Below are 23,527 nucleotides of genomic sequence, written 5' to 3'. Positions count from 1 at the left end.
ATGAACAATCAATCGAAGTCGAATTCGTGAACCGGTGTCGGCTGGTAGTCGTTGCGGCAGCGGTACAGCCCGCCATCGGGCTGGCTGTCGGCATACCAGAGCAGTTGTTGCGCGTTGTGCAGGCGGTGCGGACTGATCCACTGGCCGATGCCATAAAGGCTTTCGACGAAGCGGAAAGGGGTATCGCGGTCTCGGGCGTTGGTCACACTGCCAGCGGGTTGCAATTCGCCAAGGGCACCGTAGCCGAGCGGGATCGGAACGATCCAGCCGAGTCCCTTGCGGTCGTGCTGCCATTGGCTGCTGTCTTCCTGCCAGTGCCAGTTGATGCGTGACAGGGACAGCCAGGCGTCCAGGCGTGTGGCGTTTGGATGCTGCGCCCGCAAATCCTGGTGGCGCTGTTCCAGCAAGTCGTTGCGTTCTACCAGGGAGAAACCGGGCAGCAGGCGCAGCTTGAGCTGGTTGAACAGCTTTTCTCTGCCCTCGGTATCTCCGGTCAGGGACACGACATAGGGGCGCTGCCGGCTGCGAGTTGCATGCGATTGGATCACGCTGCCGCCGGCGATGCGCATCGCCGCCAGCAGATCGCGCACCTGAGCGGCGATTGCGGGTGCTGCCTGAGTGTCGAGCAATGCCTGGCTCTGTACGGCGAAGACCAGGCTGATGTCGAGATGGATACGGCCTTCTTCGACGATGGCAGCGCTGCCGCCATCTTTGTCGAGTGGATTGCGAGTCAGGCGGAAGCCGTGGACAAAACCGCTATCCGTTACTTGCTCCTGGTGCGAGTGGGCAACTACACCAACTGCATTGAACTGCAAATCCAGCCCGGCTGCCTGGCTCTTGCGTTCCAATGCCCACATCAACCCGAGAAATGCAGTGATGGACGGAAAGCCGTGGGTAAGCGGGCTGGATATGGCATTGGCGTTCTGTACCCGCAGGCGTGGCAACACCAGCAGATGCTCGAAGTGAGGGCATTCAGCCATGAGCCGCCTCCTGATTCGTTGTGCCGGTGACCGCGCGACGTTGCATCGGGGCGGGCCATTCCGCGTCGATGAGCGCCTGACGCGCCCAATGGGCGTGCTCGGCATCCCCTACGGGCAGGTCGTGTTGCAGCAGGATGGTGTTGAGCCAGTTGCCGAAGCGGTGTGCGATTTCGTCCGGCCAGTCCTTCCATTCCAGCGCTGCGTTGAATTCCTCATCTTCTGTCTTGCACTCGGCTTCTTCACGGAGCGGCAATTCGGCGCGTTCGGGATCGAGCCAGAGTTGCTCGCACAGCGGCAGGCGGCAGTCGACATCGCGTGTCCAACCCGGCTGGAACAGTTGCCGGCTGGCGAGCCCGAAGGCGGCCAGGGATTGGCCCAGGGCACGTTCGATGCGTTCGCGCTTGATGCGGGTGTGCATGGTTGGCGCGGGATTGTCTTTCAGCAGTGCCAGCAAGGCATCCAACAATTCAGTGACGCCTTCAAAGCGGCGGAAGCGTGCCAGAGCCGATTCGATGAACAGGAATTGCCGTGGCCGATCCTGATCCCAGCGAGGTGGCAGCGAGGCCAGCAGGTAGTTGAGTCCGCCGCGTTCACTATTCAGTTGGCTTACATTCTGAGGCTTCGTGCCGCCGAGTTTGCGGGTGGCCAGATTGCGGTAGTCGCGATAGGAAATGTCATGCGCCTTCTTCTCGCGTCGGGCCTGGCGGGCGGCTTTGTTGGTTTCACCGAAGCGTGCGTCGTTGATTTCCTGATGCACCGCATGGGCGAGGCTGCTGGAAAACAATGGTTGCAGCAGATGGAAGCCGTTGTTGTCGGCCGGCTCACCGGAGACGCACCAATATATCTGTTTGGCCAGGCTATGAGATGCGGGAGCACCAGGTGGGCGGATCAGTCCTTTGAAAGCGTCCGCCCATTGCCGAGCGGTTGCTTCGTCTTCGTGAAGGGCGCGCAGCAGATCGGCATCGTCAGCCTGAAACCAGTCGAGCAGACGGTGACCATCGACTTCCAGTTTGAGGAACTTGTATACGTCCAGCGCGGCGGCGTTGCCGACGATGTCGTCGATATAGTCGTTGCCCAATAGATGGGTGCCGATTTCTTCATGCCGGGGCAGGTTGTCAGGGGTGATGTGCAGGTTGGTACCGCGGGCATCTGGGTGAGTGGCCTTAAGCACATGGGTGACTGCCTGGATTTGCGTGATCCGTCGTGCAGCATCGGCCAGCCATTCTTGATAGTCGTATTTGGCGGCGATCTGAGCTGTGGCTTCGTTGCTCAGGCCTTTGAGCTTGGCATCTCGGCGATCGGTGATGAAGGTGGTGATGGTTTGCCGGAAAGCTTGAGCACGTAAGTTGCGTTCAGGTGGTTCGGTCATGTGGAGAATTCCTCGTCAATCGACTTGGCGGAAGCCAAGCCTGTAGAATCCCCACGGCAGCTTGCCGTGGGGTTGAAGCAACGAAGTCGATTCTGATGGTTACTGTCTTCTGGATCGGAGTCGTTGACTCATCTCATCCTCCTACGTCTGTGTAGGCCGGGGCCAACCGGCGGGTTGCTGTAGTTCCCTCCTGCCAGTCGTTGCAGCGATTGGCAGGATTTTTATCCATCTAAGCGGAGCTGGTATTGATCTCGACTTTTGGATGATGGCATATCCACTATCGCATAGATAGTTCAGGAAATCTACGCGGAACAGGCGTTGACTAACTTAACTGCCGAATAGGTAGCTTTAGGCCGGGAGGTTGTTGCCCGGCCCTATTTTTTCTTTCCGAACCCCAACATCGGGTGATACCGCCACCCCTGTGTGCTGTCCGGCACACTCACCGTGGTAAAGCGCTCCGCGCAACGCCGTAACGACATGCCTTGGGCTTCAGCCTGTTCGTGCAGCAGCGCCATCAGGTTGTCCTCTCCCCAGGCACCGATGCGTGGGCCGAAGTCGAGTTGCAGGTGCTCGATGCGGCTTTCGGCGCTGGTATAGATCGCCGGTTTGCCGTGGCGTGCTTCCTCGTGAATGAGGTGAAGTTCCAGGTGCTCTTCATCCTCGTCAGGCAGGAACAGCAATTCGCAGTCGCGGTTCGTGTCGTCGCGGAATGGTTGCTGCTGCGGTAGCGCCCAGGTCAGCGCGGCGCGAGGAAATTGCCAAACGCAAGCCGCATCCAAGTCGAATTCCTGTGGCTTGACGCCTCGCTGGGCTGGCAGGACTTGAGACTCTCGCGGCTTGGGCTGCATTTGCGCGAAAAGCCGGGCATGTTCCAGGTCGACCAGGCTGCGCTGGGGGTGCCAGTCCTGCCGGGGGCGCGGCTGGATGCGCGGACGGGCGGTGATTGTCCGGTATTCGTCTTCGCGCAGCAGGGTGCCGAGGCGATGGCTGGAGAGGCGGAACGGCGCGCCGGCCAGGCCGTGCTCGTCCTCGAAGCCGGGGCGTATGAAGGCTGCGCGCGGGTAGCCATCACTGCCTCGATCTGCGGAAAAGTGACGCAGATTGGTGTCGAAGATCAGGATGTTGGGCGTCTGGCAGGGCTGGTTTCGATGGCGTTGGACGCGGCCGGCAAGCTGGATGAGCGCTCGCATCGACGAGGGCTCGGCCACGGCCCAGTCCGCATCCCAATCGCGGCCGACTTCGCAGACGGGCGAAGCGAGAACGACGAAGAGATGGTTGGGCTCCGGGAAGCTTTCGATGGCTTTGCGGACGTCTTCTCGCTGATAGACCGCGCCAGGGTTGCGACGGTCGAAGCAGGCGTCCAGCCGATGTTCGATTGCCGAACGTTGCAGCATCGGAAAGCGCGCATGATAGACGCACAGATGGATGTGGTAATCCTCTGGTGCGCCCAGGCGCAGCAGCGCCTGTGCAACGTCGAACAAAGGCTCGATGTTGGCCATGCGAACCAGTCCGAAGCTGACGCGTTTGCCACTGTGCGGGCAGATTTCGGCATGGCGGTTGTGCGCCACGAGGATGGCGGCCTGCAGTGCCTCGGCAAAGGCGCGGCGTATGGCATGTTCCTGCTTTGCCTCGATACGCAGCGGCAACAGCTCACCGCAGCGCCTCGGGCCATCCCGCTCGATGGCGCGGTCGAGCGCCGCTACACGGCGCTGTACGAAATCCTGGTGTGCAAGCGCATGGGCCTGTGCATCGCTGCAAGAGGCCGTATGCACGCCGAACTCATCCGTCCATAAGCAGGCAATGTCTGGAGCGCGCGTCGATTCTCCGTCCGGGCCGCGGTTGCGCCGATAGTGGATGCGTCCGGCGCGGTAAGCCTGGAACAGGCCGTCGATCAGCGATGGGGGCAGGGTCGCGGACGATAGCAGCACCCGGCTGCCGAGAAGGCCAGCCCAATAGACCAGACGGGTCAATGCCGGCAGGTCGGCGAGATCGAAATCGTCCAATTCGTCGATCACCAGATCGCTGCTCATCAAGCGCAGCATCGGCGCGATCTGGCGTCCGGCACGTTGAGCTTCGGTGGCGGGCATCAGGTGGTCGATGGTACAGACCAGCATCGGGGCCGCGAGCAGGGAGCGCACGGTTTCGTCATGCATTGCCCTGGTCAGCAGGGGATGTTCTGCCGGCTGGCCTTCGTAGAGGACATGGCTGTCTTCTTCGAGCAATTGCTGGATCGACGCCGAGCCGCTGTTCTCGGCCTGGGCCTGGTAATACTCGAAGAGTGCCCGGCTGGCACTGCCGCCGACGCGAATGGCCAGTTCATCCTCATCCAGATGTAGGTCTTCGCGGTAACTGCGCCCGGTCTGCAAGGTCAGGGTGCGCAGGCCAAGGGCGAAGGTGGTGCGTATCCCGTGCTGCGGATCGGCCAGAGCATGGAGGATTCGGGCATTGGCCAGGGTCTTGCCGCAGCCGGTGGAGGCCATGTTGACGATGAAGGCGCCATGCCCGGCAGCTTGCTCGCGCAGGCCGCCAGCCGCATCAGCAGCCTTGTCCTGCCAGCGGAAGCGTTCGCTGGCGCTGCGCTTCTTCAGCCCCCGGTGGCGGGCAAGTCGCGGCAGATGTCGTTCGAAGCCGGGTAGCCCGTGACTGATGCTGCCGGCCAGCCGGGCTACGCCCAGCAGATGTTCGTCCAGCGGCTGCTTCAGTTGTCCGGTCTTGTCGGTATTTGCATACAGCGGCCCGGGTACGTCGCCGCGCACACGTTCGCTGGAATCCCTTGCCAGGCTGGAATAGTGGTGGTCGGCCAGCATCAGGCTCAGGCGGGCCAGATGCATGACGTAAGGGTTGTCCAGCCAGTCGTGCTTGTCAGTCTTGCTGTGTAGTGCGAGCAGACGAATGGCCAGTTTTGCCGCCTGTGCCCGCCATTTGGGCAGCAGGACGGGCAGGTCGTGGTCGAATTGCCAGTAGGGGACGATATCGGCTGCACTGGCGTTTTGCCTTATTTCGTTCCAGTCGTGGCCAATGCCGTCGAGCAGGGTCGGCAGTTGTGCGGGATTGAAAGACGGGGATTTCCTGCCCAGCCAGTCCTGAAGGCCGGTCTTGATGTCCTGCACCGGGATCATAGGCAGGCGGTGGTGGGTCAGTACCAGCCAGGCAATGGCGGCAGCCAGTGGCGGGAGATTCTTGAAAGGCGGTGAAGCTGAGTCATCCAGCCCGTCCCGGTGGTAGCGGTCGGCGGCCAACCAGCTCGCATCATCGTCGGCATCGGGTTCGGTCAGGCGCTTCAGCCAGGTGGCATCGTCGTCCTTGCCGACGAAAGCGAGGAACAGGCGCAGGGAGACCCATTCGTGACGGTAGAGATTCTTTTCCAGAGTCTGCCGCCGCAAGCGCTGCTGGAATGCCACGCTGGCCTTGCCCAAATCGTGCAGAAGACCGGCCATCTGCGCCAGCAGCTTGATGTCCTCACCACTGTGCCAGTCGTTTTCATCACCCGCGCGCAGCACATTGCGACGGGTGCTGTTGGTGGGTACCGCACCCTGCGTATTGAAGCGGCTGGCGTCGCCGACGATCCACAGCAGTTCGCTGTGATCCTTGCCGCGAATCCAGTGGCAGGCGACGGCGGTGTTCTTGCGCGCGGTCTTGCGCAACAGTTTGCGCAGGGTGTCCAGGCCGGCCTGGGTGATCGGAGTTTGCCAGGTACGGTCGCCGCGGCGTTCGGCGAACTGGTCGAGGATGCGCCGGCTTTCGGTCAGGGCGCGCTTGTCGCACTGGCTGATGAGCAGGACATTCATGCGCCGACCCGCTCGGCCACCGACTTGAGGGTGTCGATCATGAAATCGAGGGATTCGCTGCGAGTCAGGTTTTCGATGCAGGCCTGGCGGAACTCCTGCTCCTCGTCGCCGCGGACTGCGCTGATGAAAGCCTGGGGCAGGATGGTCGCATCCTTGACGAGGTCGGCGATGTCGAACACCAGCCCGCCGCGCCGGGTCTTGCCGTGCAGCACGGCAAGACCGTGGGGAATGCCGAGTACCCAGGCGGCACTGGCGCCCAGGCCATAGGCCAGGTAATTGCCGTGATCGAGGAAGCGGTTGGCCGGATCGCTGCCGGAGCCGTTCTTGGCGCGGGTGAAATCACCGTAACTCACCGCCCGTGTGGCGAGGGCAAACAGGTGTTTGCTCAGGCGCGCTTCCTCGGTGAGCAGGAAGGTGTTGTCGGGGGCGGTTTGAATCGCCTCGTAGGAAGCATCGAGTGCTCGCGTCAGGGCGCTGGCATCTACCTCGAATCCGGCGTCACGCAGGCTGCGGCTGTCCAGCCAGGACTCGCGGATGCGTTGCAGGCGGGCCGACTGGAAGGCCTTGGCCGCGTCCAGGCGCTTGCCGTCGTCGAACCAGAACTTCACCCAGCGTTGCAGGTATTCGGTGGGGCGGTATTCGCTTTGCGGCGAGAGCCATTCGACTTCGCTGGCGGCAAAGAGCGGCGTGCCACCACCGCCGCAGAAGCCGACCAGTACGCCGGCCTTGGCAAGTTCGCGCATGGCGGCCTGGGTGATGGAGGTGCCGGTACCGAGCAGCAAGGTCGTGGTGTTGGCGATCGGAATGTTCCAGTACAGCGAACGCTTGCCTTCGTCGGTAACGTATTCGACGCGGCCGCCGTTCACCAGTACCCGGCAGTGCTCCAGGTAGTAGAGATTGGCGCGCTTGGAGTGCAGGATGGTCTTGAGGTCCGCGGGCGATATTTCATTCATTCCGGATTCAGCGGTTGGAAGATGCGGTTCGCATCGCCATGGAGTATAGAGTGGCCTGGCGGACGTCTAGGGTGCAGGAATTGGCGTTGGCAAGCCGATTCGTTGCTGCCTGGCGAGGCCGCTGCGCACCATCTTCGCGCCTTGCCATGGTGCATCGCACCTCGAAATGCACAAAGATGAGGCTATTGAATACAATGTTTGGTGCAAAAATTGTGTTATCACATGATGGTGGCTGGGTACAATATCGACTGTTCACTTCAGGATCTTGCCGTGCCAGACACGCCCAAACCGGATGTCGCCGATATCGCCGAGCACATCACGGCGGCCATCATGGAGCACCGCCTGCCCCCCGGCGGCAAGCTCGCGGAAGAAAAACTGGCCACCGCTTTCGGCGTCAGCCGCACCAAGATCCGTCAGGCGCTGACCACCTTGTCGAAGGATGGCCTGGTGCGTCTGCATCCCAACCGCGGCGCCTTCGTCACCCGCCCCAGCGTGCAGGAAGCGCGCGACCTGTTTGCCACCCGGCGCCTGCTGGAGCCGGAGATCATCCGTAGCGTGATTGCGCGCGCCAGTGCGGACGATCTACGCCGGCTGCATGAGCACCTGGCGGCCGAGGACGCCATGCGCAGCCACGGCGAGCGCCGCGCGCTGATCAAGCTGACCGGTGAATTCCACATGCTGCTGGCGGAGCTGGCCGGCAACGCCTTCATCAGCAAGCTGATGAACGAGCTGTGTCCGTTTACCTGCCTGATCATCGCGCTGTACGACAGTCCCAAGACCGCCACTTGCCCCGACCACGAGCATGCGGAAATCGTCAGGGCGATCGAGGAGAAGCGCACCGACGATGCGATTCGCATCATGCTGGCGCACCTCGATCACATCGAGCGCGAACTGCAACTGGCGCAAAAGGCCAAGCAGTCCATCCCATGGACGGAAATGCTGTCGTGATTTCCGCGGATGCCGGCGGCTGCGCGCCACGCCGTGGCGGACATGGGAGATCAACCCGGCCTTGCCGGGTTTTTTTATGTCTGAGCCAGATGCGGGCGTAAACCTGGCAAGGGTTTTGCTTAAAGAAGTGCACGAAAAGTTGTTTTTATTTTTGTATGCAATCCGTTGAACATGCCCTATATTGGACATGCCTTCTCCCTCCTCAAGGAGTCTTGCCATGCTGAAGAAGATGTTCTCTCGCACCTTGCTGTGCACCACCATCGCCACCGCCGGGCTGATCGGCGCCGGCATCGCGTCGGCTGCTCAAACCTTGCGCATCGTCGGCAACTTCCCCAACGACCATACGAGTTCGGTGGCGATGGAGCAGTTCAAGGCCGAAGTGGAAAAGAACAGCAAGGGCGAATTGAAGGTCGCCGTGTTCCCGGCGATGCAACTGGGCGGTGCGCAGGAGAACGTCGACCAGGTGCGCTCCGGCGCGGTGTTCCTGACCTGGATTTCCACCGCCTACCTGTCGCGCACGGTGCCGGAACTGTCGGTGCTGTCGCTGCCGTTCCGGTTCGAGAACCGCGAACAGGCTTTCGGCGTCATCGACGGCCCGGTGGGCGAGCAGATATCCGCCAAACTGGCCGACAAGGGTTTTGCCGCGCTCGGCTACATGGAACTGGGTTCGCGCCATCTGACCAACAACGTGCGTCCGGTGAAGAGCCTGGACGACCTCAAGGGCCTGAAGATCCGCCTGCAGCCGGACGAAACGCACCTGAGCACCTTCCGCGCGATGGGCGCCAACCCGGTCACGATGGACATCAAAGAGGTGTACTCGGCGCTGCAGCAAGGGGTGCTCGACGGCCAGGAGAACCCCCTATGCCGTCACCCGCGACCGCAACTTCAACCAGGTGCAGAAGTATGTGTCGGACACCGGCCATTTCTTTGATTTCGTCGTCGTCGCCGCCAACAAGAAGAAGCTGGACGGCCTGTCGCCGGAACTGCGCCAAGTGGTGATCGACGCGATCGGCAATGCCGTCGCCTCGCAACGCGCCAACGCCGCCAGCGAAGACGCCAAGGCGCTGGCCGACCTGCAGGCGCGCGGCGTGCAGTTCGATGCGGTGACGCCGGAGTTCCGCGAGGCGATGAAGCAGGCCACCGCCGGCATCGTCGACACCGTCAAGGCCAAGGCCGGCGCCGAACTGGTCGATGCCGTGCTGAACGCGACGCGCTGAGCGCCCCGCCCCGACAGGAGAGTCCGCCATGAGCCAAGCCCTGAAGCAGGCGCTCGACGGCCTGGATGCGGTATCGCGCTGGGCCATCGTCAGCTGCATGATCGTGATGATCGGGGTGGTCTCCACCCAGGTGCTGCTGCGCTATGCGTTTTCGTATTCGCTCGACTGGGCGGAGGAGGTCTCGCGCCTGACCTTCGTCTGGTCGGTGTTCATGGCCGTCGCCCATGGCGTGAAGCTCTCCGCACACGTCGGCATCGACGTGGTCGCGCGGCGCTTTCCGGCATGGCTGCAGCGCGCGCTGCAACCGGCGGTGCGCCTCGTCAGCGGCCTGCTGATGTCGATCGTTGCGGTACAGGCGGCACTGGTCGCAGGCGATAGCTGGGACCAGATGATGCCCACGCTCGATCTGTCCACTGGCTGGTTCTATCTGGCCGTCACTGTAGGCTGCGCGCATTCCGCGCTGCACCTGTTCGACCAACTGCTGCGCTGCGCCGCGCCCGCCGCCGCCGTGGAGGAAGCCGCATGACCACCGTTGCCATTACCGGCTTCTTCCTGCTGGCGCTGCTGGGCATGCCGTTGGCGTTCGCGCTGGGCATCGCCGCCTTCGCCGGCATGAGCGCCGGCGACGTGGAGTGGGCGGTGTTCCCGCAGCGCATGATGTACGCGCTGAACTCCTTTCCGCTGCTCGCCATTCCCTGCTTCATGGTGGCCGGTGAACTGATGGTGGCCGGTGGCATCATGGAGCGCCTGATCGCGCTGGCCAATGCCGTGGTCGGCCGCGTGCGCGGCGGGTTGGCGCACGTCACCATCCTGTCGTCGGCGTCGCTGGCGGCGGTATCGGGTACCGCGGTGGCCGACGCCACCGCGCTTACCAGCACCTTGATGCCGACCATGTCCAGGCACTACGACAAGCGCTTCGGCGCGGCGCTGATCGCCTCTTCGGCCAACCTCGGCGCGATCCTGCCGCCCAGCGCCGCGATGATCGTGTATTGCTATATGGCCGGGCCGCTCGTTTCAGTCGGCGCGTTGTTCATGGCCGGCGTGGTGCCGGGGCTGCTGCTGGTCGTGATGCTGATGCTCTACGCCTCGTACTACGCGCATCGCAAGGGTTATCCGGCTACCGGCGAGGCTTTCGATCTGCGCCGCTTCCTGGCCACGCTGCGCTCGTCGCTGTTCGTCGTCGCAATGCCCTTCGTCGTCATCGGCGGCATCGTCGCCGGTGTCTTCACTGCCACCGAGGGCTCGGCAGTCGCCGTCGTGTATGCCTTGCTGATCGGCATGTTCATCACCCGCCGCATCTGTCTGAGCGATCTGCCGCGCATCATGTTCCGCGCCGCGATCACCACCGGCATCGTCGGCGCACTGATCGCCTTCGCCTCGGCGGTGACCTATCTGCTGACCATCGACATGCTGCCGATGCGCTTGGCTGAGTTCGTGCAGGCGCTGACCTCGGAGCCGATGGTGTTCATTCTGCTGGTGATGGTGCTGTTGATCGTCGCCGGCATGTTCCTGGAATCGAATGCCGCCTACATCATGCTGGTGCCGCTGCTTGCGCCGATCGCCACTGCCTACGGCATCGATCCGCTGTACTTCGGCTTCCTGTTCGTGCTCAACCTGATCATCGGCATGCTGACGCCACCAACCGGGGTATTGCTGTTCGTCGTCAGCAGTGCGGCGCGCGTGCCCATCAACCAGCTCATCGTCTCGTCGCTGCCGCTGATCGGCCTGCAGTTCCTGCTGCTGGCGCTGTGCATTGCCTTCCCGCCGCTGGTTACCGCGCTGCCGCGCGCGCTGGGCTACTGAGCATGTGGCCGGATTCCGCATGCAGGAGAACTTCATGAGCATTTTCGATCTGGTCATCCGCAACGCGCGCTGCGTCACTGCCGCCGACGTCTTCGAAGCCGACATCGGCATCCGCGACGGCCGCATCGCGGCGTTGGGCCGGGCACTCGCGGTCGGCCGCGAGGAAATCGACGCCGCCGGCCGCTGGGTGCTGCCGGGCGGTATCGACGGTCATTGCCACTTCGACCAGCCCACCGGCGACGGCACCCGCATGGCGGACGACTTCCTCACCGGCACGCGTTCGGCCGCCTGCGGCGGCACCACCACCATCATCCCGTTCGCCTGCCAGCAGCGCGGCCACAGCCTGCGCGAGGCGGTCGATGACTACCACCGCCGCGCCGACGGCAAGGCCAGCGTGGACTACGCCTTCCACCTGATCGTTTCCGACCCCACGCCGCAGGTGCTGGCCGAGGAGCTGCCGGCGCTGATCCGCGAAGGCTACAGCTCGTTCAAGATCTACATGACCTACGATGACCTGAAGCTCGACGACCGCCAGATCATCGACGTGCTGGCGGTCGCGCGCGAACACGGCGCGATGGTGATGATGCATGCCGAAAACGCCGACTGCATCGCCTGGCTCACCGAGCGTCTGCTCGCGGCCGGCCATACCGCGCCGCGCTACCATGCCGAAGCGCGGCCGATGCTGGTGGAGCGCGAGGCTACCCACCGTGCCATCAGCTACGCCCAGCTCGTCGACGTGCCGATCCTGATCGTGCATGTTTCCGGCCGCGAGGCGATGGAACAGATCCGTTGGGCGCAAGGGCGCGGCATGCGCATCTACGGTGAAACCTGCCCGCAGTACCTGTTCCTGTCCGCCGAGGACCTCGGCATCGACGACAGTGAGGCCGCGCACCGCCGCGGCAGCATGTGCATCTGCAGCCCGCCGCCGCGCGACAAGGGCAACCAGGAGGCGATCTGGGACGGCCTGGAGAATGGCGTGTTCCAGGTGTTCTCGTCGGACCACGCGCCCTTTTCCATCGACGATCCGCAGGGCAAGCAGGCCGCCGGAGCCAAGGCCAGTTTCGACAAGATCCCCAATGGCATCCCCGGTGTCGAAACCCGGCTGCCGCTGCTGTTCTCGCACGGCGTGCAAAGCGGCCGGCTGGACATCTGCCAGTTCGTCGCGCTCACCGCCACCAACGTCGCCAAGACCTACGGCCTGTATCCGCGCAAGGGCTCCATCGCGGTCGGCAGCGACGCCGATCTGGTGATCTGGGACACCCATGCGCCGCGCCCGATCCGCAACGCCGATCTGCACCATGCCGTCGATTACACGCCATACGAAGGCATCGAAGTCAGCGCCTGGCCCGCATTGACCCTGGTGCGCGGCCAGGCGGTGTGGCGCGACGGCGAATTCCTCGGCCGCCCCGGCCAGGGGCAGTTCCAGCCCTGCGGCCTGCCGGCTCCTGCACGCCCGAAGACGCGAGGCAGAAACACATGAGCACGCATCCGCTCAGCGAAGCGCTGATCACCGCCTGGCTCAGCGGCACGCCGCTCACCGAAACGCAGGCGCGCAAGCTGGCGCCTGCGGACGAGGTCAGCGCCTATCTGGTGCAGCAGCAGACCGGCAGCGCGCTGGGCTGGTTCGCCGATGGCCGTCCGCGGGCATGGAAGATCGGCGCCGGCAGCCGCAGCGCGCGCCCGACCTCGTCTCCCATTGCCGACGGTGCCATCCTGCACACCGGCGGCCTGCCTTTCCGCTTTGCAGCCGCGCGCGCGCATACCCTGATCGGCGTGGAAGTGGAACTGGCGGTGCAATTCGCCCGGCCCCTGCCGCCGGACGCCGATGCTGCGGCGGTGCGCGCGGCCATCGGCACGGTGTTCGCCGCGATCGAGATATGCGACATCCGCGCTACCGGCGAAAACCTGCCGGCCACCTTCTACCTGGCCGATCTGCAGAACAACCACTGCCTGATCCTCGGCGAACGGCGCGACGGCGGCTGGCGCGACAGCGACGACGCGGGGGAGGTCGCCATCACCCTCAACGGCGCCGAATACAAACGCCAGCACGGCGGCCATCCGCTCGGCGACCCGCTCCACCTGCTGCCCTGGCTCAACCGCCACGCGCAGCGGCAGTACGGCAGCACGCTGCAGGCCGGCGACCTCGTCACCACCGGCACCTGGACCGGCCTGTACCCTGCGCGCGCCGGCGACCGCCTGTGCGCCCGCTATGCGGACGTCGGCCGTGTCGCGATCGATGTGATCTGATCGCGGGTGGTGCGCCGCCCGTCCCGTTCCAGCCGACCCCTTTTTTCGGAGACCCGTCCATGCGCCTGCTCGTCATCAACCCCAATACCTCGCAAAGCGTCACCGACAAGATCGAAGCCGTCGCCCGCCCGGCGGCCGCGTCCGCTACCGAACTGGATTTCGTCACCGCGCCCTACGGTGTGCCCTACATCGCCACCCGCGCCGAAGCCATCATCGGCGGTCGTGTGGTGCTGGAAGTGATGGCCGAACGCGCCGGCAGCTATGACGCAGTCGTGGTCGCCGCCTTTGGCGACCCCGGTCTCGGCGGCGCGCGCGAGCTGTTCGATGTGCCGGTGGTCGGCCTGGCCGAAGCGGCGATGCTGATGGCGCTGCCGCTGGGACGGCGTTTTTCCATCGTTTCCTTCTCCAGCCGGTTGGAGCCGTGGTACCGCGAATGCGTGGAATGGCAGGGTCTGCAGGGACGGCTCGCCAGCATCCGCATGCTCGATGCCAAGGTCGCCGACGTCAGCCGCGTGCAGCAGGAGAACGAAGACCTGTTGGTGGCGCTGGCACAGCGGGCGGCAGATGAAGACGGCGCCGAGGTGGTGATCCTTGCCGGCGCGCCGCTGGCCGGGCTGGCGTCGCGCGTACACGATCGCGTCAGCGTGCCGCTGGTGGAAAGCGTCGCCGCCAGCATCAAGGTGGCCGAAGCCCTGGTCACGCTGCAGCCGCGCAAGGCCAGCAGCGGCTCCTTCTCGCTGCCGCCATCGAAACCGTCCAGTGGCCTGCCCGCCGCGCTCGAACGCGCCATCGCCCACGGTGCCTGAACCCGGGCGGCTGCCCGCGGGACACGAAAACGCCCGGCGCATTCCTGCCCGGGCGTCGATGCGGTGACCCGTTCGATGTCGGGTCAGGGCCGGATGCTGCGGCCCGCTTCGCTCAGCAAATGCACTCCCACAAGCTCTGCTGATCCTCGAACTGATCCAGCTCCAGCCCCTTGAAGTCGCTGCGCGACACGATGCCGATAACGGCACCGTCCGCGACGACCGGCAGATGGCGGTAGCCGCCGTCGCACATCAGGCGCAGCGCGTCGATTGCCTTGAGGTCTGGGGTAATGCTGTCCGGATTGGCAGTCATGACCTCCAATAGCGGCACTTCGACTGGATTGCCGCCGCGGGCGATTGCCTGCACCGCGTCGCGGCCGGTGAAGATGCCTTCCAGCCGGGCGTTTGCGTTGGTGACCAGCACCGCGCCCACGTTGCGTTCGCACATGCGTTGACAGGCCATCTGCACGGTGTCGGTCGGGCGCAGCATCAGGGGATTCTGGTCCTTGACGATGAAGGAAATGTCGCGGTTTGTCATGTCTCGCTCCCGTATCGATGTTGTGATGAGAACCTGATCACACTCTAGGCCGGAAGCCGTTTGACAATCTTGATATTTGGCAAGCATTGCACAGATGCCTGTCCGGGGCGCTCGTGGGGCTTGTAAAACGGCGGCGGGGGCGTGGATCCACGCCCCCGCCGGTTTCCATGATGGTGCCGCTTACTGCACCGGCTCCCACTTGCCGTTGGCGTAGTTGTACAGGCTGACGCCGCCTTCCTTGATATCGCCCTTGGCGTCGAAGGCGATGTGGCCGGTGACGCCCTGGAAGTCGACCTTCTGCAGGGCGGGCAGGTATTTCGCCGGATCGGTCGAGTCGGCGGCCTTCATGCCTTCGATCAGCGCGGTGGCGGCGTCGTAGGCGTAGGGGGCGTAGACCAGCACGTCGGCGTTGAAGCGCTGCCTGAAGCGGGACAGGAACTCTTCGCCGCTGGGCATCTGCGTCAGCGGGATGCCGGCCTGGGTGCAGAAGACCTTCTCGTTCATGGCGTCGCCGGCGAGCTTGAGCATTTCGCTGGTGCAGTTGCCGTCGCCGCCGAGGAAGGTGGCGGGGATGCCGAGCTGGCGCAACTGGCGCAGCATCGGTGCGCCTTGCGAATCCATGCCGCCGTAGAAGATGGCCTCGGGCGAACGGGCCTTGATCTTGGTGAGGATGGCGGTGAAGTCGGTGGCCTTGTCGTTGGTGAATTCGCGGCCGACGATTTCGCCGCCGAGCTTCTTGATGCTTTCGGCGAAGGAGTCGGCGAGGCCCTGGCCGTAGGCGGTGCGATCGTCGATGACGGCGAATTTCTTCACCTTCAGCGTCTCGATCGCGTACTTGGCCATGGCTTCGCCCTGCTGCAGGTCGTTGGCGATGACGCGGTAGGTGACCTTGTAGTTCTGCTGGGTGAGCTTCGGGCTGGTCGACGACGGCGTGATCACCGGCACGCCGGCCTGTTCATAGACGCGCGAAGCGGGAATCGAGGCGCCCGAGGTGGTGTGACCGACCACGCCCTTGACGCCGGCGTCGGTCAGGCGCTGTGCCGCGGTGGTGGCGGTGCGCGGGTCGCCCTGGTCGTCTTCGCTGAGGAGTTCGAACTTGACGGTCTGGCCGCCGATGACCAGGCCCTTGGCGTTGGCGTCTTCGAGCGCGAGGCGGGCGCCGTTCTCGCCGTCCTTGCCGAAGTGGGCGATCGGACCGGTCAGCGGGCCGGCATGGCCGATCTTGACGACGGTCTGCGCCTGGGCGGCAAAGCCGATGCCGACCAGGGCAAGTGCAAGCAGGGTCTTCTTCATGTGCGTCTCCGGAAGGTGCATAGTTTGCAAAGAGTCATTGCAGGGGCGTTGCAAATCCATGGTGGATGGCAGATTCTAGCCCAGCGGCCTGTCGTCGGCAGGCCGGGCAAACCCTTGAGGAATCGATGACATGAAACGCTTGCTTGCCTGGCTGTGCGCCGTGCTGTCGGCAATCGGCATCACTGCCTGCGATTACTTCAACCTGCGCGAACTCAAGCCTGGAGAATCGACGGCGGCGGAGGTGCGCGAACGTTTCGGCCCGCCGCAGATGGAGTGGCGCAACGACGATGGCTCGGTGACCTGGGAGTTCACCCGCCAGCCCGAAGGCACCGAGTGCTTCATGATCACGATCGGTCCGGACGAGATACTGCGCAGCGTCGAGCAGGTGCTCAACGAACAGAACTTCGCCCGCGTGGTCAACGGCATGAGCGGCGACGAAGTGCGTCGCCTGCTGGGCAAGCCGGCGCGCAGCCAGTTCTTCCGCCTGAAACGGGAAACCGTGTGGGAGTGGAAGATTTCCAACGGCCCCGATGGCACGAGCGACCCGGTGTTCTTCACCGTGTCCTTCAATACCGACGGCAGGGTCACCGGCACGGGCCGCTACACGCAATATCGACGCTGAATGGAGGCTGTCATGAGCCAGACCGCTACCCGGACTGCGACCTCGTTCCCGATGCGCTGGCTGCGCGGGATGGGGCTGCTGCTGATGTTTGCAGGGGCGCTGCAGCTTGCGGGCTGCGCGACTTTCGAGCCGCCCCGTCCCTTCACCACCGAGGCCGAGGCGCTGGCCGCCAAGGGCGAGCCGAGCCGGCGTTGGCAGAACGACGACGGCACGACCACGCTGGAGTACGCCACCCAGCCTTACGGCCATACCTGCCTGATGGTGCAGGTCGACCAGGGCGGCATGGTGTTGCGGCAGTGGGACGCGCTCGAAAGCGAGAACCTTGTGCGGGTGCAGAAGGGCATGACGCCGGAGGAGGTCGAACGCATGCTCGGCCAGCATCGCTCGGTGCAGACCTTCAAGCTGTCGGGCGAGGAAGTGTGGGACTGGAACATCCGCAACAATGGCCCGGGCGTCGCCACGCGCTTCAACGTGCATTTCATCGACGGCCAGGTGGTGCGCACCAGCCAGACCTACGTGTATCCACGTGACGGCGCCTTTTGGGGCTACGGTTGGGGGTATGGCCGGTCGTATTACGGCTACCCCTACTACCGCCATCCGTTTTTCGCGCCTTACCCTTTTCACCCGTACTGGTGGTAGCCGGGCCGAGCAGGCTGCTATTGGCAAGCGCTGTCGCGAGCCGATACAATTCCGCTCCTGCCGAGGAGCGCTGCGACCCCATCTGATTTTGTAAGGGCCAGGCTCGGCAACCGATCAACGGCGCTCACAAACCTTCTGCCGGTTTGTGGCGCCGTTTGCTTTCGTATCAGGCGTCACCCGGCGATCGTCGAACGACCGAGGTGACACCCGATGCAAGCCGACCGCACGACCGAACTCCGCCAGCTGCTCGCCGAGCGCATCCTGATCCTGGATGGCGCCATGGGCACGATGATCCAGCAGCACACGCTGGGCGAGGCGGACTACCGCGGCCAGCGCTTTCTCGACCACCCGCGCGACCTCAAGGGCAACAACGACCTGCTGGTGCTGACGCGTCCAGACGTGGTCGGTGGCATCCACCGCGCCTATCTCGATGCCGGCGCCGACATCATCGAGACCAACACCTTCAACGCCACCCGCGTGTCGCAGGCCGAATACGGCCTCGAAGCGCTCGCCTACGAGCTCAACGTCGAAGGCGCGCGCCTGGTGCGCCGGCTGTGTGACGAATACACCGCGCGCAACCCGGCCAAGCCGCGCTTCTGCGCCGGCGTCATCGGGCCGACTTCGCGCACGCTGTCGATCTCGCCCGACGTCAACGATCCGGGTTTTCGTAACATCAGTTTCGACGCGCTCGCCGACGACTACTACGAGTCGGCCAAGGCCCTGCTGGAAGGCGGCGCCGACATCCTGCTGATCGAGACGGTGTTCGACACGCTGAACGCCAAGGCGGCGGTGTTCGCCGTCGAAAAGCTGTTCGACGAGATTGAAAAAAGCGGTGGCCAGCGCACGCCGGTGATGATCTCGGGCACCATCACCGACGCCTCCGGCCGCACGCTGTCGGGCCAGACCGCCGAAGCCTTCTGGAACTCGCTGAACCATGCGCAGCCGATCAGCTTCGGCCTGAACTGCGCGCTCGGCGCCGACCAACTGCGCCAGTACGTCGAAGACCTGTCCAACGTCTGCGACACCCATGTGTCGGCCCACCCCAATGCCGGCCTGCCCAATCCGCTGTCGCCGACCGGCTACGACGAGACGCCCGAGCACCTCGCCGGCGAAATCCGCCAGTGGGCCGAGGCCGGGCTGCTGAACATCGTCGGCGGCTGTTGCGGCACCACGCCGGCGCACATCGCCGAGATCGCCCGGGTGGTGGCGGAATTCCCGCCGCGCAAGGTGCCCGAGGTCGAGAAGAAGCTGCGCCTGTCCGGCCTGGAGCCCTTCAACGTCGGCGACGACAGCCTGTTCGTCAACGTCGGCGAGCGCACCAACGTCACCGGCTCCAAGGCCTTCGCCCGCATGATCCTCGAAGGCCGCTTCGACGATGCGCTGGCGGTGGCGCGCCAGCAGGTCGAGAACGGCGCCCAGGTCATCGACATCAACATGGACGAGGCGATGCTGGATTCGGTGGCGGCGATGGAGCGCTTCTGCAAACTCATCGCCTCCGAGCCGGACATCTCGCGCGTGCCGATCATGCTCGACTCGTCGAAGTGGTCGGTGATCGAGACCGGCCTGAAGTGCATCCAGGGCAAGGGCGTGGTCAACTCGATCTCGATGAAGGAAGGCGAGGCCGAGTTCCTGCGCCAGGCGCGGCTGGCGCGCCGCTACGGCGCGGCGGTGATCGTGATGGCCTTCGACGAGGCCGGCCAGGCCGACACCTTCGCGCGCAAGACCGAGATCTGCGCGCGCGCCTACCACCTGCTGACCAGGCCGGTGGCCGAAGGCGGCGCGGGCTTCCCGCCCGAGGACATCATCTTCGACGCCAACATCTTCGCCATCGCCACCGGCATCGAGGAGCACGACAACTACGCGGTCGACTTCATCGAGGCGGTGGCCTGGATCAAGCACAAGCTGCCCTGGGCCAAGACTTCGGGCGGCGTCTCGAACGTGTCCTTCAGCTTCCGCGGCAACGACCCGGTGCGCGAGGCGATCCACACCGTCTTCCTGTACCACGCGATCAAGGCCGGCCTGTCGATGGGCATCGTCAACGCCGGCCAGCTCGGCGTGCTACGATCAGCTCGACCCGGTGCTGCGCGAGAAGGTCGAGGACGTGGTGCTGAACCGCAAGCCCTCGTCCGGCCAGAATCCGGGCGAGGTGCTGGTCGAGATGGCGCAGTCGGTGAAGGGCCAGGCCAAGGACACCGGCCCCGACCTCGCCTGGCGTGCCTGGCCGGTGGAAGAGCGCCTGTCGCACGCGCTGGTCAAGGGCATCACCGAGTTCGTTGTCGCCGACACCGAAGAGGTGCGGGCCAAGCTGGAGGCCGAAGGCCGGCCGCCGCTGGCGGTCATCGAAGGCCCGCTGATGGCGGGCATGAACGTGGTCGGCGACCTGTTCGGTGCCGGCAAGATGTTCCTGCCCCAGGTGGTGAAGTCGGCGCGGGTGATGAAGCAGGCCGTCGCCCACCTGATCCCCTACATCGAAGCCGAGAAGCTGCGCACCGGCGCCGCCAGCAAGGGCCGCATCGTCATCGCCACGGTCAAGGGCGACGTGCACGACATCGGCAAGAACATCGTCGGCGTGGTGCTGGGCTGCAACGGCTACGAGATCATCGACCTCGGCGTCATGGTGCCGGCAGCGAAGATCCTCGAAGCGGCCAAGGAACACGGCGCGCAGGCGATCGGCCTGTCCGGCCTGATCACGCCCTCGCTCGAAGAGATGGCCCACGTCGCCGCCGAGATGAAGCGCCAGGGTTTCGAGGTGCCGCTGCTGATCGGCGGCGCCACCACCAGCCGCAACCACACCGCGATCAAGATCGCGCCGCACTACGACCAGCCGGTGGTCTATGTGCCGGACGCCTCGCGCGCGGTGGGCGTGGTCACCGCGCTGCTGTCCGAAGGGCAGAGCGACGCCTTCAAGGCCGAAGTCGCCGCCGACTACGAAAAGATCCGCGCGCTGCACGCCAACAAGAAGGGCGTGCAACTGGTCGGCGTCGAAGCCGCCCGCGCCAACGCCTTCCGCATCGCGCCCGACTATCGCCCGCCGGTGCCCAACATGCGCGGCGTGCAGGCGATCGAGGTCGAGCTGGCCGACCTGGTCGATTACATCGACTGGGGCCCGTTCTTCCAGACCTGGGACCTGGCGGGCCGCTTCCCGGCGATCCTCGACGACGAGATCGTCGGCGAAACCGCGCGCAACGTGTTCAAGGACGGCCAGGCGATGCTGGCGCGGATCGTCGATGAGAACTGGCTGCAGGCCAGGGCGGTGTTCGGCCTGTTCCCGGCCAATTCGGTGGGCGACGACGTCGAGATCTACACCGGCGAGGACCGCCGCCAGCTGGCGATGGTCTGGCACGGCCTGCGCCAGCAGCACGAGCGCCCGGCGGGCAAGCCGCACTGGTGCCTGTCCGATTTCATCGCGCCGAAGGATTCCGGCGTGCCGGACTGGATCGGCGCCTTCGCCGTCACCGCCGGCCTCGGCATCGAGGGCAAGCTCGCCGAGTTCGAGGCGGTGCACGACGACTACCACAGCATCATGCTCAAGAGCCTCGCCGACCGCCTCGCCGAAGCCTGCGCCGAATGGCTGCACGAGCGCGTGCGCAAGGAATGCTGGGGTTATGCCGCCGACGAGGCGCTCGACAACGATGCGCTGATCGCCGAGCGCTACAGCGGCATCCGCCCGGCGCCGGGCTACCCCGCCTGCCCGGACCACACCGTGAAGGGGCCGCTGTTCGAGCTGCTCGGCGCCCGCGAGCGCGCCGGTATGGAACTGACCGAGAGCTACGCGATGATGCCGGCGGCGGCGGTCAGCGGCTTCTATTTCTCCCATCCGGAAAGCCATTATTTCGCCGTGCCGAAGATCGGTCGCGACCAGTTGGAGGACTGGGCGCGCCGCACCGGCATGGAAGTGGATGAGGCCGCGCGCTGGCTGGCACCCTTGTTATAAACGCGTGCCGGAGCGGAATGGGTCACGCTCCGGCCAATGCGGCCATGCTAATCTCGCCACGTTCTGATGCGTAGCGGATATATGTGCCGTGAAGTTTCCCCGCCTGACCGATGACCGGGTTGACCCCGCCTCCTGGCATCAGGCGGTCTATCTGCTGTACCGCAATTCCATTCCGGCCCAGATCTCGCTGGTGACGGTGGCCGTCATGCTGGCGGTCGGCAACATCGTCTTCGGTGCGGCGATGGCGCCGGCGCTCGGCTGGGCCGGGGCGATGGCGCTGCTGGCCTTCATCCGCGTGCTGTCGGTGCGGCGCTTCTTTGCCCGCGCGCCTTCGGTCGATGAAGTCGGCACCTGGTTCAGGCGCTACATGCTCGGCGCGCTGCTGGCCTCGACGGGCTGGGCGGCCGGGGCGGCGCTGTTCATGATCGGCGCCGGCTACGATGCGCGCTTCTTCACCGCCGGCATCATCGCCGCCACCATCGCCGGCGCGATGCCGACGCTCGCGCCTTCCCGCACCGCACTGGCCAGCTACACCGTGCTGTCGGTGCTGCCGGTCGCGCTGATCGCCGCGCTCGACTACCAGGGCATTCCGGATCTGATCCTGATCGTGCTGATCCCGGTCTTCAGCATCACCATCATCAACAGCTCGAACAACCTGAGCTCGATGCTGATCGAGTCGATCCAGCTCGGCCGCGAGCGCAGCCGCATGATCGCCGAACTCGAAGCCTCGCGCGACCAGGCGGAAATCGCCAACCGCACCAAGAGCCAGTTCCTGGCCAACATGAGCCACGAGATCCGCACGCCGATGAACGGCATCATCGGCCTCACCGAGCTTGCGCTGATGGATCCGCAGGACCCCGAGGTGCCCGAGCATCTGCGCATGATCCAGGCTTCGGCCGATTCGCTGCTGCGCATCCTCAACGACATCCTCGACTTCTCCAAGATCGAGGCCGGCAAGGTCGATATCGAACACGAGCCTTTCGATCTGCACGAGACCCTGGATCTCGCCACCCGCGTGCTGTCCGCGCCGGCCAAGTCCAAGGGGCTGGAACTGAGGCTCGAGCTGCCGCCGGACCTGCCGCGCAGGGTGCTCGGCGACGCGCTGCGGCTCAAGCAGGTGCTGACCAACCTGATCGGCAACGCGATCAAGTTCACCCAGCAGGGCGAAGTGGTGGTGTCGGCTTCGGTGAGCGGTAGGGGCGGCGGCATGGCCGACGTCGTCTTCTCGGTCAAGGACACCGGCATCGGCATCGATCCCGAGGTGCAGGCGATGGTGTTCGATGCCTTCGCCCAGGCGGATACCTCGACTTCGCGCAGGTTCGGCGGCACCGGCCTGGGGCTGTCGATCTCCTACCGCCTGGTCGAGCTGATGGGCGGCATGCTGGGCGTGGACAGCAAGCCGGGCCGGGGCAGCCGCTTCTTCTTCACGCTGCGCTTCGAATACGCGGCGCCGGATGCCGAAGCGGCCGAGGCAGCGCCCGCCGCCGATGCGCCGCCCGCGCCTGTGCTGGGCAAGGGTGCTGCCATCCTCGTGGTCGAGGACAACCCGATCAACCAGAAGCTCGCGGTGGCGCTGCTGACACGGCGCGGCTACGACCTGACGGTTGCCGAGGATGGCCTGCAGGGGCTGGAGAAAGTGGTCGGCGGCAACTTCGACCTGGTGCTGATGGACCTGCAGATGCCGGTGATGGACGGCCTGGAGGCGACGCGGCGGATTCGTGCCCACGAGCGCGAAACCGGGCGGCCGAGGATCCCGATCCTGGCCATGACGGCCAGTGCGCGCGAGGAAGATCGCCAGATCTGCCTGGCCGCGGGGATGGACGACTTCCTGACCAAGCCGCTCAACATCGGTCTACTGTACGAGCGGGTCGAAGCCGTGCTCAAGGCCGGCGGCCGGGCGGCAAGCTGAGCATCGCCGCGGGCCGTCGCCTGTGTTCCGTGCTTGGGCGGGACGCCACAGTCCGGTAGCATCGGCAGCCTCGATCCAACGGAGCCCGCCGACATGGCCACCCTCGAACTCACCGCCGACAACTTCAACGACGTGCTGGAGCAGAATCCGATCGTCTTCATCGATTTCTGGGCGGCCTGGTGCGGCCCCTGCCGCAGTTTCGCGCCGACCTACGAAGCAGCGTCCGACGAGAACCCCGACATCGTCTTCGGCAAGATCGACACCGAAGCCCAGCAGGAACTGGCGGCCACCTTCCAGATCCGCTCGATTCCGACCATCGCGGTGATCCGCGAAGGCATCATGGTGTTCCGCGAGTCGGGCGCCTTGCCGGCCAGCGCGCTCAAGCAGGTCATCGACGGCGTGCGCGGCCTCGACATGGATCAGGTGCGGGCGGAGATCGCCGAGCAGCAGAAACAGCAGGGCTGAAGCCTGCGCCGTGGGCGGC

General features: G+C 65.0%; 18 protein-coding genes, 1 pseudogene and 1 riboswitch. Of the genes and pseudogenes, 13 read left to right on the top strand and 6 right to left on the bottom strand.

The annotated features are described in order from the left end of the window. Window positions 1–8: 8 nt before the first annotated feature. The 4 genes from csy2 to cas1f form a co-directional block, all read right to left on the bottom strand. Complete coding sequence (gene csy2, locus AAFL97_RS19840) at window positions 9–980, bottom strand: type I-F CRISPR-associated protein Csy2 (RefSeq protein ID WP_341646393.1); 972 nt, start codon at window positions 978–980, stop codon at window positions 9–11. Further along, window positions 973–2,349 (bottom strand): type I-F CRISPR-associated protein Csy1, encoded by a 1,377-nt coding sequence (csy1, locus tag AAFL97_RS19835; protein ID WP_341646392.1) that lies wholly within the window; start codon window positions 2,347–2,349, stop codon window positions 973–975. Before csy1 ends, csy2 begins: the two co-directional genes overlap by 8 nt. A 374-nt stretch (window positions 2,350–2,723) precedes the next feature. After that, on the bottom strand, window positions 2,724–6,137 hold the full coding sequence (gene cas3f, locus AAFL97_RS19830; RefSeq protein ID WP_341646391.1) for a type I-F CRISPR-associated helicase Cas3f: 3,414 nt from the start codon (window positions 6,135–6,137) through the stop codon (window positions 2,724–2,726). Continuing rightward, entirely contained in the window at window positions 6,134–7,090 is a 957-nt protein-coding gene (gene cas1f, locus AAFL97_RS19825) for a type I-F CRISPR-associated endonuclease Cas1f (RefSeq protein WP_341646390.1), read from the bottom strand. Before cas1f ends, cas3f begins: the two co-directional genes overlap by 4 nt. Before the next feature lie 270 nt (window positions 7,091–7,360). Between cas1f and AAFL97_RS19820 the strand changes: the two genes are divergently transcribed. The 8 genes from AAFL97_RS19820 to AAFL97_RS19785 all read left to right on the top strand — a co-directional run bounded on the left by AAFL97_RS19820 (window position 7,361) and on the right by AAFL97_RS19785 (window position 14,111). Then, window positions 7,361–8,038, top strand: coding sequence for a GntR family transcriptional regulator (locus AAFL97_RS19820; protein WP_263460423.1), 678 nt, complete (start codon window positions 7,361–7,363; stop codon window positions 8,036–8,038). A 217-nt stretch (window positions 8,039–8,255) separates the two neighbouring features. Further along, window positions 8,256–8,969, top strand: a complete 714-nt coding sequence (locus tag AAFL97_RS19815; RefSeq protein ID WP_341646389.1) for a TRAP transporter substrate-binding protein — start codon at window positions 8,256–8,258, stop codon at window positions 8,967–8,969. Beyond that, window positions 8,944–9,255 carry a hypothetical protein gene (locus AAFL97_RS19810; protein WP_341646388.1) on the top strand — a complete coding sequence of 104 codons (312 nt, stop codon included), beginning with the start codon at window positions 8,944–8,946 and terminating at the stop codon, window positions 9,253–9,255. Before AAFL97_RS19815 ends, AAFL97_RS19810 begins: the two co-directional genes overlap by 26 nt. 28 nt (window positions 9,256–9,283) lie before the next feature. Further along, entirely contained in the window at window positions 9,284–9,781 is a 498-nt protein-coding gene (locus AAFL97_RS19805; protein ID WP_341646387.1) for a TRAP transporter small permease, read from the top strand. Further along, window positions 9,778–11,058, top strand: coding sequence for a TRAP transporter large permease (locus AAFL97_RS19800; RefSeq protein WP_341646386.1), 1,281 nt, complete (start codon window positions 9,778–9,780; stop codon window positions 11,056–11,058). The genes AAFL97_RS19805 and AAFL97_RS19800 overlap by 4 nt, the downstream gene beginning before the upstream one ends. A 34-nt stretch (window positions 11,059–11,092) precedes the next feature. After that, on the top strand, window positions 11,093–12,538 hold the full coding sequence (gene hydA / locus AAFL97_RS19795) for a dihydropyrimidinase (protein WP_341646385.1): 1,446 nt from the start codon (window positions 11,093–11,095) through the stop codon (window positions 12,536–12,538). Continuing rightward, window positions 12,535–13,305 carry a fumarylacetoacetate hydrolase family protein gene (locus tag AAFL97_RS19790; RefSeq protein ID WP_341646384.1) on the top strand — a complete coding sequence of 257 codons (771 nt, stop codon included), beginning with the start codon at window positions 12,535–12,537 and terminating at the stop codon, window positions 13,303–13,305. Before hydA ends, AAFL97_RS19790 begins: the two co-directional genes overlap by 4 nt. Before the next feature lie 59 nt (window positions 13,306–13,364). Beyond that, the gene (locus tag AAFL97_RS19785) at window positions 13,365–14,111 is read left to right on the top strand and encodes an aspartate/glutamate racemase family protein (RefSeq protein ID WP_341646383.1); all 747 of its coding nucleotides are present in this window, start codon (window positions 13,365–13,367) and stop codon (window positions 14,109–14,111) included. 112 nt (window positions 14,112–14,223) lie between these two features. Here AAFL97_RS19785 and AAFL97_RS19780 read toward each other — a convergent pair whose 3' ends face one another. Both AAFL97_RS19780 and AAFL97_RS19775 read right to left on the bottom strand, forming a co-directional pair. Beyond that, entirely contained in the window at window positions 14,224–14,646 is a 423-nt protein-coding gene (locus AAFL97_RS19780) for a CBS domain-containing protein (protein ID WP_341647207.1), read from the bottom strand. Between the two features lie 180 nt (window positions 14,647–14,826). Further along, window positions 14,827–15,939, bottom strand: a complete 1,113-nt coding sequence (locus AAFL97_RS19775; RefSeq protein WP_341646382.1) for a branched-chain amino acid ABC transporter substrate-binding protein — start codon at window positions 15,937–15,939, stop codon at window positions 14,827–14,829. Window positions 15,940–16,069: 130 nt separating this feature from the next. On the opposite strand from AAFL97_RS19775, the gene AAFL97_RS19770 reads away from it, so the two are divergent. From AAFL97_RS19770 to trxA, 5 genes and pseudogenes are all read left to right on the top strand, one after another. After that, window positions 16,070–16,561: a hypothetical protein gene (locus tag AAFL97_RS19770; protein WP_341646381.1), complete on the top strand. Its 492-nt coding sequence runs from the start codon at window positions 16,070–16,072 to the stop codon at window positions 16,559–16,561. A gap of 51 nt (window positions 16,562–16,612) precedes the next feature. Further along, the gene (locus tag AAFL97_RS19765) at window positions 16,613–17,200 is read left to right on the top strand and encodes a hypothetical protein (RefSeq protein ID WP_445954547.1); all 588 of its coding nucleotides are present in this window, start codon (window positions 16,613–16,615) and stop codon (window positions 17,198–17,200) included. Window positions 17,201–17,256: 56 nt separating this feature from the next. Then, window positions 17,257–17,333, top strand: a riboswitch (S-adenosyl-L-homocysteine riboswitch). Window positions 17,334–17,410: 77 nt separating this feature from the next. Beyond that, window positions 17,411–21,134 (top strand): annotated as a pseudogene (gene metH / locus AAFL97_RS19760) (methionine synthase). Between the two features lie 88 nt (window positions 21,135–21,222). Continuing rightward, complete coding sequence (locus AAFL97_RS19755) at window positions 21,223–23,043, top strand: ATP-binding protein (protein WP_341646380.1); 1,821 nt, start codon at window positions 21,223–21,225, stop codon at window positions 23,041–23,043. A 93-nt stretch (window positions 23,044–23,136) separates the two neighbouring features. Then, window positions 23,137–23,508: a thioredoxin gene (gene trxA / locus AAFL97_RS19750; protein WP_263460435.1), complete on the top strand. Its 372-nt coding sequence runs from the start codon at window positions 23,137–23,139 to the stop codon at window positions 23,506–23,508. Window positions 23,509–23,527: the final 19 nt, after the last annotated feature.

Origin of the sequence: Thauera sp. SDU_THAU2 (genome assembly GCF_038260575.1) — a bacterium.
Taxonomy (GTDB): Bacteria; Pseudomonadota; Gammaproteobacteria; order Burkholderiales; family Rhodocyclaceae; genus Thauera.
Note: the sequence above shows the minus strand (reverse complement) of the source record. Positions and strands in the feature narration are given on the sequence as shown.